The 18,422-nt window shown below is 55.2% G+C and carries 16 protein-coding genes and 1 tRNA gene; 3 read left to right on the top strand and 14 right to left on the bottom strand.

What is annotated here, in order from left to right:
- Positions 1-8 precede the first annotated feature (8 nt).
- Positions 9-722: a fused MFS/spermidine synthase gene (locus RUH64_RS14760; protein WP_313814399.1), complete on the top strand. Its 714-nt coding sequence runs from the start codon at positions 9-11 to the stop codon at positions 720-722.
- Here RUH64_RS14760 and rsmD read toward each other — a convergent pair.
- Genes rsmD through RUH64_RS14780 form a run of 4 tightly spaced genes read right to left on the bottom strand, consistent with a single transcriptional unit; the run spans position 690 to position 5,522 of the window.
- Complete coding sequence (gene rsmD / locus RUH64_RS14765) at positions 690-1,283, bottom strand: 16S rRNA (guanine(966)-N(2))-methyltransferase RsmD (RefSeq protein WP_313814400.1); 594 nt, start codon at positions 1,281-1,283, stop codon at positions 690-692. The two genes, RUH64_RS14760 and rsmD, sit on opposite strands and share 33 nt — an antisense overlap.
- Before the next feature lie 20 nt (positions 1,284-1,303).
- Positions 1,304-3,493, bottom strand: a complete 2,190-nt coding sequence (locus tag RUH64_RS14770) for an ATP-dependent DNA helicase RecG (protein WP_313814401.1) — start codon at positions 3,491-3,493, stop codon at positions 1,304-1,306.
- Entirely contained in the window at positions 3,483-4,451 is a 969-nt protein-coding gene (locus RUH64_RS14775; RefSeq protein WP_313814403.1) for a DAK2 domain-containing protein, read from the bottom strand. Before RUH64_RS14775 ends, RUH64_RS14770 begins: the two co-directional genes overlap by 11 nt.
- A 24-nt stretch (positions 4,452-4,475) precedes the next feature.
- Positions 4,476-5,522 (bottom strand): LCP family protein, encoded by a 1,047-nt coding sequence (locus RUH64_RS14780; protein WP_313814404.1) that lies wholly within the window; start codon positions 5,520-5,522, stop codon positions 4,476-4,478.
- Positions 5,523-5,639: 117 nt separating this feature from the next.
- Between RUH64_RS14780 and RUH64_RS14785 the strand changes: the two genes are divergently transcribed.
- The gene (locus tag RUH64_RS14785; protein WP_313814420.1) at positions 5,640-6,110 is read left to right on the top strand and encodes a DUF3515 family protein; all 471 of its coding nucleotides are present in this window, start codon (positions 5,640-5,642) and stop codon (positions 6,108-6,110) included.
- A gap of 91 nt (positions 6,111-6,201) precedes the next feature.
- Here RUH64_RS14785 and RUH64_RS14790 read toward each other — a convergent pair whose 3' ends face one another.
- The 6 genes from RUH64_RS14790 to leuC form a co-directional block, all read right to left on the bottom strand.
- Complete coding sequence (locus RUH64_RS14790; RefSeq protein ID WP_313814406.1) at positions 6,202-7,314, bottom strand: D-alanine--D-alanine ligase family protein; 1,113 nt, start codon at positions 7,312-7,314, stop codon at positions 6,202-6,204.
- On the bottom strand, positions 7,314-8,348 hold the full coding sequence (locus RUH64_RS14795; protein WP_313814408.1) for an NAD(P)H-dependent glycerol-3-phosphate dehydrogenase: 1,035 nt from the start codon (positions 8,346-8,348) through the stop codon (positions 7,314-7,316). The genes RUH64_RS14790 and RUH64_RS14795 overlap by 1 nt, the downstream gene beginning before the upstream one ends.
- 30 nt (positions 8,349-8,378) lie before the next feature.
- Entirely contained in the window at positions 8,379-9,143 is a 765-nt protein-coding gene (locus RUH64_RS14800) for a lysophospholipid acyltransferase family protein (protein ID WP_313814410.1), read from the bottom strand.
- Positions 9,144-9,156: 13 nt separating this feature from the next.
- Positions 9,157-10,476: a UDP-N-acetylglucosamine 1-carboxyvinyltransferase gene (gene murA, locus RUH64_RS14805; protein WP_313814411.1), complete on the bottom strand. Its 1,320-nt coding sequence runs from the start codon at positions 10,474-10,476 to the stop codon at positions 9,157-9,159.
- A 297-nt stretch (positions 10,477-10,773) separates the two neighbouring features.
- On the bottom strand, positions 10,774-11,379 hold the full coding sequence (leuD, locus tag RUH64_RS14810; protein WP_313814413.1) for a 3-isopropylmalate dehydratase small subunit: 606 nt from the start codon (positions 11,377-11,379) through the stop codon (positions 10,774-10,776).
- Between the two features lie 14 nt (positions 11,380-11,393).
- On the bottom strand, positions 11,394-12,827 hold the full coding sequence (leuC, locus tag RUH64_RS14815) for a 3-isopropylmalate dehydratase large subunit (protein ID WP_313814421.1): 1,434 nt from the start codon (positions 12,825-12,827) through the stop codon (positions 11,394-11,396).
- Positions 12,828-12,955: 128 nt separating this feature from the next.
- Between leuC and RUH64_RS14820 the strand changes: the two genes are divergently transcribed.
- Positions 12,956-13,681 (top strand): IclR family transcriptional regulator, encoded by a 726-nt coding sequence (locus tag RUH64_RS14820; protein WP_313814414.1) that lies wholly within the window; start codon positions 12,956-12,958, stop codon positions 13,679-13,681.
- A 30-nt stretch (positions 13,682-13,711) separates the two neighbouring features.
- Here RUH64_RS14820 and thiL read toward each other — a convergent pair whose 3' ends face one another.
- From thiL to RUH64_RS14840, 4 genes are all read right to left on the bottom strand, one after another.
- The gene (gene thiL / locus RUH64_RS14825) at positions 13,712-14,743 is read right to left on the bottom strand and encodes a thiamine-phosphate kinase (RefSeq protein WP_313814415.1); all 1,032 of its coding nucleotides are present in this window, start codon (positions 14,741-14,743) and stop codon (positions 13,712-13,714) included.
- A 6-nt stretch (positions 14,744-14,749) separates the two neighbouring features.
- Positions 14,750-16,393, bottom strand: a complete 1,644-nt coding sequence (locus RUH64_RS14830; protein ID WP_313814417.1) for a GTPase — start codon at positions 16,391-16,393, stop codon at positions 14,750-14,752.
- Positions 16,390-18,159: a dynamin family protein gene (locus tag RUH64_RS14835; protein WP_313814418.1), complete on the bottom strand. Its 1,770-nt coding sequence runs from the start codon at positions 18,157-18,159 to the stop codon at positions 16,390-16,392. The genes RUH64_RS14830 and RUH64_RS14835 overlap by 4 nt, the downstream gene beginning before the upstream one ends.
- A 99-nt stretch (positions 18,160-18,258) precedes the next feature.
- A tRNA-Glu gene (locus tag RUH64_RS14840) sits at positions 18,259-18,334 on the bottom strand.
- Positions 18,335-18,422 lie beyond the last annotated feature (88 nt).

Below are 18,422 nucleotides of genomic sequence, written 5' to 3' on the forward strand. Positions count from 1 at the left end.
ACGATGACTTGGTATCACATTCTAAGATCCTCGCCATTGGCGGGGCCGAACAATCACACGTGAACCTTGCACAGCCCCAAGAAGTGTTCTACGAATACCTAGCTCGCATCGCCAACCACATCAAGGTACTCAAACCGACCGGCGCTCCCCTGCGTATGCTGCATCTAGGGGCGGGCGCCCTGACGCTGGCGCGTTGGGCCAGTGTCGTTTACCCGCAAGCTACGCACGTTGCAGTGGACATCGAACGTGAGCTGCTTAATTTTGTACTTTCCGAGCTTCCGCTTCCGGCGAATTGCGTGCTGACTCCGGTCGTCGCCGACGCCCGTGAAGTATTTGACCAGGAACTTTTCGGCGAAAAATTCGACGTGATCATCGTTGACATCTTCAGCGGCCCGGAAGCTCCGGAGCATCTAACAGCTCCCGCCTACTATGCAGAATTACGCAAAGCGCTAGAGCCGGAGGGTCTGCTCTTTGTGAATATCGGCGATGATCCACCGTTGAAATTCACCGGCTCTCAGATTCAGGCGGCGCAACAACACTTCAACTTTGTCATGCTCTCTGCGCCGCCGCAGATGTTCACCCGGAAATATCCGGGAAACCTGATCTTGACCGCCGCCCAGCAGCCGTTGGATCCGTCATTGATATCGGCCTGTGAAGCTGCTGGGCCCTTTCCCTCTGAGGTCCGTTTCTCAGTTGAACTCGATGGGTTCGGCAAACCATAACTGGGTTTCGCCATATTTCTTGGAGGCGATGAGCTCGACTGACGCTGGCCAATTTGGCTGGGGTGAGCGACTAGAGCGTTCCACGATGAGGGTGGCGTCCTCTGCGAGGATGCGAGCTGCTTTGCCCAACGTGGTTTCCAATTCGGCATCGGTCAGCGGGTAGGGCGGATCCATAAGAATTACGTCGAAGGTTTTTCGAGGTGTATCGGTTGCTTCATCGAAATAGAGGTCGAGCACCGAGTCCACCGAACCCCTGTGGACGCTCACCGCGTCGGATTTCAGTACCTTATTGATCAAGGCAGCGTTCTGCTGGCACACTGCCACCGCCTTGGGGGCCTTTTCCACCAGCGTGACCTGACGGGCGCCACGGCTTGCCATCTCGATCCCCAGCGCACCCGAACCTGCAAACAGGTCCAGTACACGTGCCCCTGCAATAATGTTCCAGCTTTCTAGACGGGAAAATAGGGCTTCCTTGACACGGTCGGTAGTTGGTCTTGTAGCGTCACCGGGAACTGATTTCAGCGGGTTGCCACCGGCAGCACCGGCAATAATTCGACTCATTGTCTTAGACCTTTAGTTCATTAGTTCTTATTCAAGAATTCGCGGGTGGATTCATCGACCCATCCCATCACAGTTTGGAACAGCAGCGGATATTCAAGCTGCCATTGCTCGGTCCCGATGAGGGTCTGCACGTCATGCCGCGCTTGTTCGATCAAGGCTCGATCCTTGATGATACTCAATTCACGCAGCGTTGACTGGCTGCCCGACTGCTGCACGCCGAGGATATTTCCTTCCCTGCGTTCGAGCAGATCTGCTTCTGCAAGTTCAAAACCGTCCAGCGTCGATTCGATCACGCGCAGCCTGTTAACCGAAGCATGGTCTGCGTCCAGCCAGGTGGTCAGCAGGCACGTGCCAGGAAGTCCGCCACGGCCAACACGGCCGCGCAGCTGATGCAGCTGCGAGATGCCGAAGCGTTCAGCGTCCATGATGACCATGAGCGTGGCGTTGTGCACGTCCACGCCCACCTCAATCACTGTCGTTGAAACTAGGACATCTATGTCTCCTGCAGCGAAGGAGTCCATGATCTGCTGCTTGTCGAACGGGTCCAGTTGCGAGTGGAGGCTTTCGATGCGCACACCCTCAAATTCTGGCATGGAGTTAAGCATGTCAAACATCATTTCCACGCTCATGGTTTGGGCTGAGGTGTCCTCATAGGTGGCAAGCAGGACGCCCTGCTCCCCCGCGCTCTCGGTAATTCGCGGGCACACAACATAGACCTGGTGTCCCTTGCCCACCTCTTCACGGATTCGCGAATAGAGCCTGTCGCGGTAGCCGGTTAACTGCATAGGCACAATGTGGGTGGCGATCGGTGCACGGCCGGCGGGGAGACGTTTGATCGTGGAAGTATCAAGATCGCCGAAGACCGTCATCGCAACGGTGCGCGGTATGGGCGTTGCCGTCATCACCAGTGTATGCGGGACGTCGTCGCCGGCCTTGGCCCGCAGGGCATCACGTTGTTCAACGCCGAAGCGATGCTGTTCGTCAACGACCACAAGTCCAAGTTCAGCAAAGCGCACCTGGTCGGAGAGCAGCGCGTGGGTACCGATGATCAATCCCGTTTCGCCGCTAGCAATGCCCAGCAGTGCTTCACGGCGCTGTGCCGTTTTGGCCGAGCCCGTCAGCAGGGCAACTCCAGTGCCTTCGCCTTCACCGAAGAGTCCTGGGTCTGCCAGGGAACCGAGCATCTTGGTGATCGAAGCATAGTGCTGTGCGGCAAGCACCTCGGTGGGCGCCAGCAGGGCCGCCTGCCCTCCGGCATCGATCACCTGAAGGATCGCGCGCAGCGCAACAACCGTCTTACCGGATCCGACCTCACCCTGAAGCAACCGGTGCATGGGATGCTGCACCGAAAGGTCTGCGCCGATTTCATCCCCAACGGTTACTTGGTCTTCGGTGAGGGCAAATGGCAGGTTCTGATCAAACTTGTCTGCAAGTCCCCCCACGACGCGCGTCCGCGGCACAGCGCGCTGGCTGCCCAGTTGCGCGCTTTTCTGCGCCAACGATAACTGCAAGACGAAAGCCTCTTCATAGGCGAAGCGCTGACGTGCAATATAAGCCTGTTTGAGCTCCCGCGGATGATGGCGCTGCACGAATGCTTGCCATCTAGTTGGATAATGCCGGGCGTCCAACAAAGGCTGGGGCAGGAATTCAGGCAGATTCTGTTCGGTCATGTGTTCCAGGAGCACATTCATCAAATCGCGGATCCGCTTGTTCGGCATTTTTGCCGAGGCCGGATAGATGGGAATTGGCGTGGGGTCCGCCTGAGACGCCTCGTCGAGAATCGCATAGTCCGGCTGCGACAGCTGCAGGTGGTCTTGATACCAACCGACCTTGCCGCTGAACATGGCTATCGTCCCAATCTGCAGGTCTGTGCGCGCCTGGTATCCGTTGAAAAACGTCATACGCAGTTCTTGTCCCGCATCGCCCAGCTCATCGCTGACGGTCACTTCGAAGATGAAACCCTTGCGCGAGTGCATCTGCCGCTGGCTGACATTGACCACCTGAGCTACTACTGTCACATGCTCATCGAAGGGAAGTTCGGCAATGGGAGTCAACTCGCCAACCTCGACGTAGCGTCGAGGGAAATGATGCAGGAACTCGCCGACGTTCTGGTAGCCGAATGCCTTCTCAAGCGCTGAGGCATTTTTGGCGCCGAGCACTTGGGAGAGTTCTGTTTGTTCGAAATCTGCGGCGAGTTTGCTAGTTGTCATGAACGCAGAGATCGGTGACGCTGATGTTGACTGGCTCGCCCTGCTTCCTGATCAGCTCCAGGGCTGCCTCGGAGTCAGGTACGTGAACGTGGACTCGCCAGCGATAGGTGTCCTCCGAGAGCTGGTTGACCGGAGACATAATCACCGAGTCGCCGATGGAGTCCAATTGGCCGCGCAGGGTTGCAGCACCCAGGGCATCAAGGGTGACGGTGCACATGACTTCAATCCCCTGAGCATCTTCAAATTCCAGATGCACATGTGGGTCCTGGACCTGGTAGCCACGAAAACTTTCGTAGTTCTCAAAGTCTGCGTGTTCATTGCGCACCGCAGCGCACAACTCGTCAATAAGGATCATCATCCCTACCGCACCGGCATCTACCACGCCCGCTTTAAGCAGGGAAGGAAGCTCATTCTCTGTGCCCTGTACCGCCAGCCGGGCTGCTTGGGTCATTTGCGACAGCAGCGTGTCCAACGCGGCACGGCTTTCAAGATCAACCTTGAGGTGAGCAAGTGTGGAGGCCGCGGCAAGCGCCATCGCGTTGATGACGGACAGCATGGTTCCTTCAACGGGTTCGCTCAATGCAGACCAGGATCGGACCTTTGCTCGTTCAAGCGCCAGGGCAAGTAGCGGAGCGGTTAACCGTTCTTTGCCTTTCAGGGGCTCGCTCAGCCCACTAAGGAACACTGCGAGTAGCGTCCCTGAGTTGCCGCGCGCGGACTCCAATGCCGCGCGCGCGGCAATTTCAAGGAATGCCCCAATGTCATCACTATCCAATTTGCTGACCGCGTCATGCCCAGCCCGCGCCGTGAGGTACAGGTTGCTTCCCGTATCGCCATCGGCAACAGGAAAGACGTTGATGGCGTTGAGCCGGTCGGAATGATTTCCCAAACTCTTGACGCTTCGCGCAAGCCATACGTGTATGGCGCGAACCGACGTGTCAAGCTTTTGGGTGGTCATGATGAAGTGGCTTCCTTCGATTAGTTACTGCGACAGATCTGTGTTTGCTACAAACTCATCTACTGTATCGTTCTGCAACGCTTCACCAAACTTCTGAATCGTTGCCATGTCAGGCACTACGATTGACTGTCCGTCTGACGAACGGCCGGTCCCGTTGTTTGGCAACGTGAAGAACTCCATGTCGCTAGGGCGCACATTGATCATAGATGAACCAAGGCTTGCAATCTTTGCAGCATCTAGGGTGTCATCCACAGAAATAAAGGGTGCAAATTCGGAAACGATGTTCTGGACCTTGACTGGGTCGGTCAGGGTATCCTTTGACATGACCTCTCCGAGCAAAGCCTTGACGAACAGCTGTTGATTCTTCACACGCTGGTAATCGCCAGTCTTGAATGCCTTACGTTCACGAACAAAGTTCAGTGCTTCTTCCCCGTCGAGGGTCTGCTCACCTTCGGGGAATGTGATGCTCTTGTTGTGCACCGGGCTAAATGCGATCGGGTTGTTGATGGTCACGCCGCCGACAGCGTCAGTCAATCCCTTGAATCCTTCAAAGTCCACTGAAGCCACGTGATCGATTCGAACCCCGAAAAGGTTTTCCAGAGTTTCAACAGCCTTGGGCACACCGCCGTAGGCAAACGCAGCATTAATCTTGGCCTTACCGTGGCCCGGAATGTCCAGCCAGGTATCACGCATTATCGAGGTTACATACACAGCCGAGCGGTCCGATGGGATGTGAACCAGCATCATGGTGTCGGAGCGCCCACCGTTGGGAAGAGTTCCAAACTCTTCGCTGTTAGCGTCGATGTCGTCACGCTCAGCACGGGTATCGCTGCCAAGCAGCAGGATATTAACTGCGTCTTTCGAAGATTCTTTGACCTCCGGACGGTTTTCCTCTGCAGGAAATGCATTTTCAATCTTCTGGCTGTTTTCATTGAACGTCCGGCTGAGGTTCCAGACGTAGCCGCCTGCGACGAGCCCAGCGATGACTACCAATGCAATGATGCTCAGAAGCACTGCGCGCCCGGTGCGCTTCTTCTTGCGCGGAGGAGCGGCCTGATTTTCAAATGACATATGTGACCTTTCACAGTTTCAACTCAGTACATCTTATCTATCAGCAACGCACGGTACCCTTTAAACGTGTCGAAAATCAGCTTGACCCCCGAACCGTCACCGAATCGTAATCGAAAGATGGTACGAATCACATCCGTTGTCCTACTTGGAGGTTTCCTAGCCTCCACCATGGCATCGTGTGCTTCTGTGGCATCGGTGGATGCTGCACCCGATGCCGCGAACCCGGCCTGCGCCGAGATGATGGTAGTACTACCCGAAGTAATCGGCGACGCGGAGCGTCGCCCGACGTCTTCCCAAGCGACCAGTGCCTGGGGAGATCCCTCACAGGTCGTATTGCGTTGCGGAGTCGAAGTACCTGGCCCAACCACAGATCCGTGCGTGTCGGTCAACAACGTCGACTGGGTCGCACATGAGGATAAGTCTGGCATTTGGACTCTTACTACCTATGGTCGCACACCTGCCACTGAAGTTGTCTTGGATCCAACCGTGATTCCATCAAGTACTGTATTGGCAACTCTTTCTGATTCGGCATCGAGGATCCCCGCTCAAAAGCAGTGCACGAGCGTAGAAAAAGACGAAAAGTTCTAAGCGTCTCTCTACGAAAGCTCACCAGGAATAAAATTGTGGGCGCCCTGCTTGACTAGGTCAAACAGGGCGCCCACGAATTTATTCGGGATCTTTAGCGAAGGCCGATCTTTCGGTCCAGCGCCAACCCGATCAGCTCGTCGATTAGGGCACTGTATTCGATACCGGTCTTCGCCCACATTTGCGGGTACATGCTCGAAGGGGTGAAACCTGGCATGGTGTTAATCTCATTGATGATCCACTCCCCATCAGGAGTATAGAAGAAGTCAACACGCGACAGGCCCTCGCCATCCAAGGCATCGAATGCTTTGACTGCCAATTCGCGGATTTCCGCAGTGGCATCATCACTCAGGTTTGCCGGGCAAGTAAGCTGCGAGGCAGTACCATCTACATATTTTGCTTCGAAATCGTAGAAAGTATGCCCGCTGTCTGCCACGGCAACTTCGCCTGGCATTGATGCGCGAGTATGTAATGCACCGCGCCCTTCGAGAACACCGCACTCGATTTCTCTGCCGACAATGCCCTGCTCCACGATTACCTTTGGATCTTCCGCACGAGCAACTTCGATGGCAGCGCGTAGCTCAGAAAGTGCTTCAACCTTGGTGATTCCAACGGACGAACCCGCTCGGGTTGGCTTCACAAACAGTGGGAATTCAAGGTGTTCACAGCGAGCCAGCGCTTCATCACTGTCACGCAACCACTGCTTATTCGTAATGACGACGTATGGGCCGACATTGAACCCGGCGCTCTCGAACGCGACTTTCATGAAGTGCTTGTCCATACCGATGGCGCTGGCTGCGATGCCAGATCCGACATATGAGACGCCAGCCATTTCAAGCATTCCCTGAAGGGAGCCATCTTCGCCGAAAGGACCGTGCAGCAGCGGGAATACCACATCGATTCGGCCGAGATCAGTTACTCCCGCATTGGAAAGCGACAGCAGCGAGGTCTTGTTCGGGTCTGATGACAACTGGACAGGGTGGGAAACATCGGTAATTTCTGGAAGCTGACCAGTATTCAAGGCCCAGTCCTGAGGATTTTCCTCCAGAAGGGTCCACTGCCCCTGTCGGGTAATTCCGACAGGAACGATTTCAAAGCGATCCTTGTCGATGGCTTTCATGACGCCGGCCGCAGTGACACAGGACACTGAATGCTCCGAAGAACGACCGCCGAAAAGCAGCAGGACTCGTGGCTTATTGTCTGTCATTACTGTTGTTCTCCTTCAGACTTCAGTTCTCGTGATAGCAATCGCTGTGCCATGTTCTCAACACTGAGTGTTCCTTCAAGCACCATCACGACTGCCTCTGTAATAGGCATTTCGACATTGTTTGCGCGCGATAGATCAAGCACAGCCCGTGCAGACTTAATTCCTTCGGCGGTCTGCGACATGCGATCGTTCACTTCTTCCAAGAAGAGACCCTGCCCGAGCAACCGACCTGCAGTGTTGTTCCTCGACAACGAAGAAGAGCACGTTGCCACGAGGTCTCCCAGTCCCGACAAGCCGGACAAAGTCTCCATTCGTCCACCCAAGGCAAGCACAAGACGCATAGTTTCTGCAAGCCCTCGAGTAATTACCGTCGATTTGGTGTTATCGCCCATGCCCATGCCGTCACACATGCCTACGGCCAACGCAATGACGTTTTTGACGATGCCTCCGAGTTCAACACCGAGCACGTCGTCGTTGGTGTAGGGACGGAAGTACGCTGCCGAGCACAATTGAGAAATCCAAACGGCAGTACCTTCGTCTGAGCAGGCAATAACCGATGCGGTAGGTTGTTCACGAGCAATTTCCATGGCAAGGTTGGGACCGGAAAGCACTGCAATCCGTTCGCCAGGCAACCCGGAAACTTCGGAGATGACTTGACTCATACGCAGATCAGTACCGCGCTCCAGTCCCTTCATAAGCGACAGTACAGTTGCGTCTTGCTCAAAAAATTTCTTGAACTGGTCTAGTTCAGCACGCAGCGACTGCGATGGGATGGCGAGAACGACAAGATCAGCACCGGCAAGTACCGCCTGCTGATCCGAGGATGCAGTGACATTCAGCGGCAGTTTAGTATTGCGAAGATAACGGGAGTTCGTGTGGTTTTCCCGGATTTCTACCGCGGCGTCTTCGCGGCGAGCCCAAATTTCAACTTGAATATTGTGCTCAGCCACAGCGTCCGCCATGACCTTTGCAAAAGTGGTACCCCAACTGCCCGCACCCATAACTGCGATCTTGCGTGGAAGTGGCTTAGTCACAATTTTTCCTTTGGCCGTACTGACACGTTCTTATTCTGTGGGATTTTCAAAGCTCCGACCGGTACGGGCCTGGCCATGCTCGCTGGGGTCCCACAACTTTGCTGGTGGTAACTCATCGCGGATGTCCGCTTGAAGACTCGTGATCGAGTCCATGATGCGCTCCGTGGCTTCTTCCAGCACCTTGCGGGTTCTGGGCCCTGAGCGCAAGTCGTCCAAGTCCACCGGCTGACCCACTGACACTGTTACGTGTTTTCGCGGGAAGAGATAAATTTTTTTGGAGTAGCGCGGCAAAAATTCGTGGTCGCCCCAATGTGCCATGGGCACGACAGGTGCACCTGTCTGTAGCGCCAGCCGAGCAGCGCCGGTCCTTCCTACCATCGGCCAGAGGTCAGGATCGCGGGTGAGCGTGCCTTCCGGGTAGATGACTACGACTCCCCCGGCATCAAGCACCTTCTTGGCGGCCTTGAGGGATTCCCCAGCGCCTGAAGCGCTGCGGGCGACCGGGACTTGACCGGTTTCACGCATGATCCAGCCGAGTACCGGCGGCTTGAAAAGCGATTCTTTCGCCATCCAGCGTGGCAGCCGGCCATTGCTGTAAATCGCGTGGCCGACCACCAAGGGGTCGATCTCAGTAAGGTGATTGGGGCAGAGGATATATCCTCCTGAAGGAAGGTTGTCGAAACCATTCCACGTCTTGCCCATCAAGCTGTTCATCAATGGACGAACAATGGTTCCGAGAACCTTAAAGATGCGCTTGGTTCGCGGATCTTCTCCGGGAGCCGTGATTTTTACCATTAACCGAGTCTTTCTATTCGCTCAACTCAACGTTGGCGCCTAGCGCGGTCAGCTTGTCCATGAAGTGCTCGTAACCGCGGTTAATCAATTCAATGCCGGTTACTCGGCTGGTGCCTTCGGCAGCCAGCGCCGCAATAAGGTGGGAGAAGCCGCCACGGAGATCAGGTACATCAATTTCTGCGCCGCTCAACTGCGCGGGGCCAACTACCACGGCAGAGTGCTTGAAGTTACGCTGGCCGAAGCGGCAAGGGGTGGATCCGAGGCAGTCGGTGTGAACCTGTACGGTCGCGCCCATTCGGATCAACGCGTCGGTGAAGCCAAAGCGATTTTCATAGACAGTTTCATGGATGACCGAAACTCCGGACGCCTGGGTCAGCGCAACTACCAGTGGCTGCTGCCAGTCCGTCATGAAACCTGGATGTACGTCGGTCTCGAGGATCAACGGGTTCAGGTCCCCACCTGGGTGGTAGAAACGGATGCCGTTGGACTTGACTTCAAACTCTCCGCCGATCTGGCGATAGACGTGAAGGAAAGCAGTCAAGTCACGCTGCTGCGCGTCCTGAACAAAGATGTCCCCCTTGGTGACCAGTGCTGCAGAAGCCCACGAGGCGGCCTCATTACGGTCGGGAAGTGCCGAGTGATCGTAGCCGGACAGCTTGTCTACACCCTGAATGCGGATGATGCGGTCGCGGTGCACCGAGATGATTGCACCCATTTTCTGCAACAACGAAATGAGGTCTAAGATCTCAGGCTCAATGGCTGCGTTGCTGACCTCGGTCACGCCCTTGGCACGCACGGCAGAAAGCAGCACCTGCTCGGTGGTTCCGACGCTAGGGTACTTGAGATGAACCTTGGCACCCTTGAGGCCCAGCGGAGCAGAAATGCGAATGCCGTCCACTGCCTTGTCCACGACGGCACCGAATTCGCGGAGGACTTCGAGATGGAAGTCGATGGGACGATCGCCGATACGGCAGCCGCCTAGATCGGGGATGAAAGCCTCGCCCAGCGAATGGATCAGCGGGCCGCAGAAGAGAATGGGGATTCGGGAATCGCCCGCGTGGGCGTCAATGGCTTGGTTCGATGCTGACTTCGCCTGGCTTGGGTCCATGGTTAGATCCCCGGTCTCGGGATCCTGGTCAACCTTGACGCCGTGGATTTCCAAGAGACTACGGACAACGGTGACGTCCTTGATCTCAGGCACGTTCCGCAGTACAGATGGGGTGTCGCCCAACAGCGCAGCAACCATAGCCTTTGGAACTAGGTTCTTTGCTCCGCCTACTCGAACTGTGCCTTCTAATGGCACACCGCCATGGATCGTCAAGACCTTACCCATGTATGAATTACCTCATCGCGTAGTCGTTATTGTCTGCTGTGGCCTGCCGGCCCAGAACTAGCAGGACTAAGTAAGCATACCGCCTTCACAGGCTATACAGGACTCATATATGCCCGTGGCGCTGCGATTGTGAGCATGCTTTCAGGCGCAGAAATTAGGGAAGAAATCGAAGAAGTGAGATTAAAAGCAGAATCGACTCGTTCGCAAGTAGCACAAATCATGCGCGCTGTTGCGAACGAGCCGAGCCTGTAGGAATTCAGGATTAAATCACCAATGAGGCTCTAATTTTGCCGCGTTCTAATCCTCAAATTTGGCAGGAAGGGTTTTCGGCTTGTAGCCAGGTCGAGTTGCCTCGTAGGAAGTAATGTCTTCCTCATGCTGCAGGGTCAAACCGATGTCATCCAGGCCTTCCATCAAGCGCCAGCGAGTGTAATCATCGATCTGGAACGGCGCGGAAATCGAACCGCACTGGACAGTTCGGGATTCCAGATCTACGGTGATTTGCGTGCCCGGATTATTATCGAGCTCTTTCCATATCAGTTCAATGTCGCTCTGGGCCACCTCGGCGGCTACCAGTCCTTGCTTGCCTGAGTTTCCACGGAAAATATCAGCGAATCGGGCGGAAAGAACGGCCTTGAACCCGTAATCCTTCAAGGCCCAAACCGCATGCTCGCGCGAGGAACCGGTGCCAAAATCTGGACCGGCTACCAAAACGGAGCCAGCGTTGAACGGTTCCTGGTTAAGGATGAAGTTTTCATCACGGCGCCATCCAGCGAAAAGTGCATCTTCAAATCCTGTACGGGTGATGCGCTTGAGGTACACGGCCGGAATGATCTGGTCGGTGTCGACATTGCTTTGACGCAACGGAACGCCAATACCGGTATGGCTAACAATCTTTTCCATGTTCAGAATCCTTCCTAGACCGCAGCTGGGGTTTGTGCGAGATCGCTTGGGGATGAGAGTGTTCCGCGGATAGCGGTAGCGGCGGCAACCAGCGGCGAGACCAAGTGAGTACGGCCGCCCTTGCCCTGTCGACCTTCAAAGTTTCGGTTCGAGGTTGAAGCACAACGCTCCCCCTCCGCCAGCTGATCCGGATTCATGCCAAGACACATGGAGCAGCCGGCAAAACGCCACTCGGCTCCAAACTCCTTGAAGATCTGGTCCAGACCCTCCGCTTCAGCTTCCAAACGGACACGAGCGGAGCCGGGCACAACGATCATGCGAACGTTGGGATCTTTTTCCTTGCCCTTAATGATTGCAGCTGCTGCGCGCAGGTCCTCCATGCGGGAGTTCGTGCACGATCCCAAGAACACGGTATCGACTCGAATGTCCTTCATGGGAGTTCCGCCGGTCAGGCCCATGTAGCTCAATGCCCGTTCGCAGGCCTTGCGGTCGTTTTCATCTTCGAAGTCCTCAGGTGCCGGCACCCGGTCAGACAGCGATACACCCTGGCCCGGGTTGGTGCCCCAGGTGACAAATGGTTCCAAGTTATCGGCGTCGAGGAATACCTCTGCGTCAAACTGTGCACCTTCATCGGAGTGCAGCTGCTTCCAGTCTTCTACAGCTGCATCCCAGTCAGCGCCGGTAGGAGCATGTGGACGACCCTTGACGTAGTCGAAGGTCGTTTGGTCTGGAGCGATCATTCCAGCGCGGGCGCCTGCCTCGATGGACATGTTGCAGATGGTCATGCGGGCGTCCATGGACAGTGCGCGGATTGCCGAACCACGGTATTCCAGAACGTACCCCTGGCCACCGCCGGTGCCAATCTTGGCAATGACGGCCAAGATGATGTCCTTCGACGTCACACCTGGCTTCAGGGTGCCTTCTACGTTAATTGCCATTGTTTTGAAAGGCTTGAGGCTCAACGACTGAGTTGCCATGACATGTTCGACTTCGGAGGTGCCAATGCCGAACGCCAGCGCACCGAAGGCGCCATGGGTTGAAGTGTGCGAATCGCCGCAGACAACAGTCATGCCCGGCTGGGTCAATCCCAGCTGCGGTCCGACAACGTGAACGATGCCCTGTTCCTTGTCACCGAGCGAATGCAGGCGAACACCGAATTCCTTGCAGTTTTCCCGCAGGGTGTTGATCTGTGTGCGACTGGTCAAATCGGCAATTGGCTTGTCGATGTCCAGCGTCGGCGTGTTGTGGTCTTCGGTGGCGATAGTCAGGTCGGGACGTCGGAGCTGACGCCCGGCGATACGTAGACCCTCGAACGCCTGAGGGGAGGTCACCTCATGCAGAAGGTGAAGATCAATGTAAATCAAATCCGGCTGGCGGGACTCACCCTCACCTGAACCGCGGCGAACGACGTGCGCGTTCCATACCTTCTCTGCCAATGTCTGTGGCATTTGCGTTGCAGACATGCGACACACTCCTCAAGCTACGTACTTTTGATACTTCAACTTTGACACTTCACAGAAGGACTTTTCCAGTATGCGGACTTGAATCTCAAATAATGAGATAAGACAATTGAGCTATGACAACTGGTAGCGGTGTAGGCGTCCTCGATAAAGCAGCAGCGATTTTGAACGCACTAGAGAACGGCCCAACAACACTTTCACAACTCGTCGAACTCACGCAGATTTCGCGCCCGACGGTACATCGAATCGCACAGTCCCTGGCTCATCACGGACTCGTTGGACGAGACATGCATGGTCGATTCGAGTTGGGGAGCCGCCTTGTCGAGCTGGCCAGTTCAGCAGGAGAAGACCGCTTAGTCAGTGCTGCTGGACCAATTCTTCTCAAACTCCGAGACCAGACCGGCGAGAGCACTCAGGTTTTTCGCAAACAGGGAGAGTTCCGCGTTTGCATCGCAAGCGCTGAACGGCCAATAGGTCTGCGCGACACCATTCCCGTTGGAACGCAGTTGTCCATGAAAGCCGGTTCGGCCGCCCAGGTGCTGCTCGCATGGGAGGATAACGAACGAATGATCGAAGGGTTGCACCATGCGCGTTTCACCCCGACAATTTTGGCTGGTGTTCGACGCCGCGGCTGGGCACAGTCGCTTGGTGAACGCGAACCCGGCGTTGCTTCGGTCTCTGCTCCGGTTCGAGGCCAGTCGGGTCGAGTAATCGCCGCACTGTCCATGTCAGGTCCCATTGAGCGACTTACGCGTCAGCCCGGCAAGATCTACCATGAAGTCGTCGTTGCAGCTGCTCACGAATTGTCCGAACTACTGCGTGTCCAGAATGAGCATTCTTAAAAAGACCATCGGACAGCCCGGGACAACGTACTAAATTGTGCGCCGAGTCTTAAAGTGGTCGAATCCATGAGATCCGTTGACAACTTCACCATCAATTTTTGTCAGCGATCGTCGACCAGGTTGATGTTGCACCTCGCCGATCACGGCAAATTCTTCCGGGATCTCTGCTGCTGCAGGGAAAGTTGCCAGCAGCCCGAAGTCTTCGCCTCCTTCAAGAACCCAGCTGAGTGAGTCCTGTTTGAGCCACAGGCTCGCAGGTTCCAACCGGGCCTTGAAAGCTTCCAAGTCCCTCGAATTGAAGTTGAAGTTCACCTTGCTGGACTTGGCTAACCGTTCTGCATCGCGTAGCAGACCGTCCGAAATATCCATCATTGATGTTGCGCCCGCTTCGGCAGCACGAGGCCCTGATGCCAAGGGAGGTTCCGGCCGACACTGGGCATCGACCAGCCGTCGCACCGATCGGTTCCAGCTTTGCCACTGTTTGCTTGACTCAAGAACGGCCAAACCTGCACCTGCTGAACCTAATCGTCCAGCGACAGCAATAAGATCTCCCGTCCTTGCACCTGAACGTAGGACTTTGCCGTACCTGCATTCGCCGAGCACCGTCGTGGTAATCGAAATTTCGGTTGATCGCCCCAGATCTCCGCCGACAATCGCCATCTCGCTGGCACCCAATGATTCCACCGCAGCCGCTACCCCTGCAGCAAAGTCCTTGACCCACTCGACACTCAAGTCTCCTGGCAAAGAAAGTGAAACAACGGCTCCGGTCGGCACTCCGCCCATGGCATTAATGTCAGAGACGTTTTGCGCGATTGATTTCCAGCCAACATCATAGGCGCGATGTTTAAAACCGCTTGGCCATGACAGTCGAAAGTCCTGATTCTCTACCAAGGTATCGACGGAAACTATCACTTCCCCACCTTCGACCTTGAGCGCGCCTGCGTCATCGCCGGGCCCCAATGTTGCTTGTCGGGTAGCCAGCAACGGCAACATTGCATCAAGAATGCCTTGTTCGCCAAGTTCACTTACGGAAGGGAATTCATTGGTCTGACGATTGGTCACAGAGACTTAATCTGCTTTCTGCGCAGCCTTGTCAACGAGGGCTGCATAGCTGTTGTACTTATCTAGATGCATTTCGACAGGTTCTACGATGAGCCGTCGCACAACCTGTGAAACTGATCGTTCAAGGTTCCTTTGTGCACGCTTTCCTTTTATCTTAGCGACCATTCGATTGAGAAATGAGCCCAACAGGCCGAGAACGATTCCTAAGAGAATTCCGGCGGCCAACATCAGAGTCGGGATCGCGATTCCTTCAACTTTTGGGGCCGGGGGCAGCTGGAATTGGAGATAACCTGCTATCGCCAGTCCCCCGAGCCACAGTGCGCCGACGAGACCGATCAATAGCGATGCCCACTGTAGGAATTTGCCCATGGGCCACCACCATGACCGCTTGTCCATACCCAGGTCCGTGGAGGCGATGGCGGTATCAACGTTTTGCTCCAGCTGCTCGGTTTGAGTGGCCACTTCAGTCGCTAATGGTTCTCGCCAGCGTGCAGGCAGATCTTCGGTTGCGTCATCCAGATATTTGTTTATTCCTAGGTGGATCGCAGAGGTCTCGGCAATCGACAACGGCCCGCGTGAGGTGGCGGACAGTTCAGGATTCTTCCTGTTGCGGCCAAGATTCATGCGTTTAAGTGGATCGCTTTTGAGCTGGACCAGCCAGGTAGTTAGCGGCCAACCCGTACTCGCCGATGCGCGCAGACGATATGAGTGTTCAACGGCGTCGGCTATGACATGGGTACCGTTGGCGTGGGCGATGGCCTGTTCCAACTGCGATTGGTCAAGCTTGGTCGGCACCCGCGCCTTGACCACAAGCAGTTCAGAGGCGAGGATCCGTATAACCTCATCAACGTCGGTCTTGACCTTTCGAGTGGCCAGGGCCTTGTTGGTGCAAACCTTTCGAATAACCTCGGATAGCTCCTTGAGCCCTTCTCCACTACGGGCGGATGCCGTGATCACAGTAGGGGTGGATAGTCCCTCAGCCGACAGGATGCTGATGAGAGACTCTTTAACCTGAGCGCGCTCATCTTCAGCTATCTTGTCGATCTGGTTGAGAACCACAAGCATGTGGCCTTGATAATTCGTCATATCTGTAAGGTAGCCGTGGTGAATGGATGCGTCGGCGTACTTTTGCGGATCAAGTACCCAGATCATGAAATCCACCTGGGACGTGAGGCGTTCTGAAATTGCATGATGTTCGACGGCGGTCGAGTCCATATCCGGCAGATCCAACAAGATTAGACCCTGTCCAGATTTGAGGCTTTGAGTCAGCACGGATGGGGCGCTTTCCGCGCCCACCACATGTCGTTCGTCAATTTCAAGCCAGTCGAGGAGTTCAGCAGCCCCCTCAGCACCCCATATCGCAGCAACAGTCTTTTTGGTGGTCGGCCTGGTGACGCCGGTCCGAGCCATGTCGCTGCCTGCAAGTCTGTTAAAGAGGCTGGACTTGCCAGATCCTGTGGCACCAAATAATCCTATAACCACATGATCTGAAGACAAGGAGCGACGGACATCGGCCCGGGTCAGTACCTGCATTCCATATTCAACTATCTGCGGTTCAAGGTAGGGTTCACCAATTTCAAATGCGGCTACCAATGAATCAGTTTGCTCGTTGAGGCTCGACGTTGCTCGAATGACCTTGCGTTCGTTCACGAATGCTGACCTTTCTTACCCTGCTCCCGGACAAACTCTGTAAGTTGGGCGATGGACTCAGGCTGCTCATGAGATGCGATTACTTCAAGATACACACCTGAACTTCTTCGAATTAATTCGCTGGTCCGTTCGTCCAAAATAGTACGTGCCCTTGCTGCCATCCGGCGCACCGCATCTTCCCCGAATATCGCCTCCAAAAGCTTTTGACCCACCACGGCGGATCCGCCAGCAATACCGAGTTCGATGCCGGTCAACCCGGCTGTTGACGCAAAGACCACAACCATCAGGATCACAGCTACACCATTGACACCAATGGCGGCGATACGAGCACTTTTTCGTTTTCCGGCACCTTCTTGGCGGATCATTGCTAGTACGTCGTTCTGCCATGCTCTAATAGACTGCGCCGCTTGTTCTTCGAGATCAGCGGCCGGCCGATGCTCAGGAAGCGACTGCAATAGCGCTCTTCCGAAAGGTGTATTTTTCCATGTTTGATCAGTATCTTTGCAAGCCTTGGTAATCTCCGAGACAAAGATCGTATGCAGCCCCGACTCAATGGCTTGTTCGACTCGTTGCCCGGCCGGCGGTTTACCTGAGAAGAAAGATCCAATTCGATCTCGTACACGGCCCACGGTGCTCTCAATACCTCGAAGGAGTTCACCGGTACCCACGAAATCCTGCCAACGGGTCAGGATCTCGCCGCGCAGCATTGCACCGTCATTCAAAGCTTCAGATGATTTTTCCAGCGCCTGGTCGAATCTCTCTTCAACATTGAGTTTCAGCTCTTGGAGTTGACCTTCTTGCTCACGCAGCTCCGCCAGTAGTTCACTGATATCCGCGGCGGTACGTTTCAATGCACCGTCCAAGGTCTGTGCGGCGATTCGATGACGTACTTGCGCATCGCTGGCCAGAGACTCTATCCATGACTTCAGGTTGTCTACGTACTGAATGGGGATGAACCCATGCGGGTCGAGTTCGACCTCGGGAATCACGTGAAGCCGCGAGGGATCTAACTGATGTTCTTTAAGCAACCGTTGAAGGTCCGGGACGATTTCTGATTCGGCACCATCGGGTACGCGGTTAAGGACAATAAAAACCGTAATGTCTCTGGACCCCGCTTCGGTAAGCATGTCCCAGGGTAATGCATCTGCATATCGATTGGCGGTCGTCACGAAGATCCAAAGGTCAGCAGCATTGAGAAGCTGAGCAGACAAGGCACGGTTGGCATCGGAGACTGAATCAATGTCCGGCGCATCCAGCAGTGCTATACCTGTCGGTACTCGACCATTAGGAGCTAGTAATAGCCGGCTTGTCGCGGTAATCGTGCTGTTCCGGTCCGTTCCCGTGACGTAGACGCGCTGCAGTTCAGGAAGAATTCGTTGATCTTCAAACCACAAGTTGTCCTGCGGATTGTGCGCAAGAACCGGAACCTTAGTTGTAGGACGCACCGCGCTGGAAACACTGACACGGTCCTGGAGCAGGGAATTTACTAGTGTGGATTTACCCGACCCGGTTGAACCGCCCACTACTGCCAGCAATGGAGCGTTCAGGTTACAGAGTCGCGGGATCAGGTAGTCGGAGATCTGATGAATTGTCTTGATCCGCAGTTGATCGCTTGGGTGAGTCGATTGGTTGAGGTCCGTGAGCAAGCTCGTCTGTCGCAACACCGAGCGCAAGTCTTCCAGACTGGAGGATATAGCTGCTGCGTAGTCGGAGGTCTGCGCATCACTGTTGCTTTTCGCCGATCCCGGATCAAAATTTGCCGCCATGAGACCATCTTGCACTATTTGGTGTTCAAACTTTGGCTACTGGGCGGGCTTACTAGCAAATTAAACAAAACAACCACAGCTAAGGCTGTGGTTGTTTATTGGTGACCCCAGCGGGATTCGAACCCGCGTTGCCGCCGTGAGAGGGCGGAGTACTAGGCCGCTATACGATGGGGCCGTATGCTGAAGTTTCCTTCAGCTCACCAAATTTCTTTGGTGAAGCGCTGGGATACCAGGACTCGAACCTAGAATGACGGAACCAGAAA

The organism is Glutamicibacter sp. (assembly GCF_032154645.1).
Lineage (GTDB): Bacteria > Actinomycetota > Actinomycetes > Actinomycetales > Micrococcaceae > Glutamicibacter.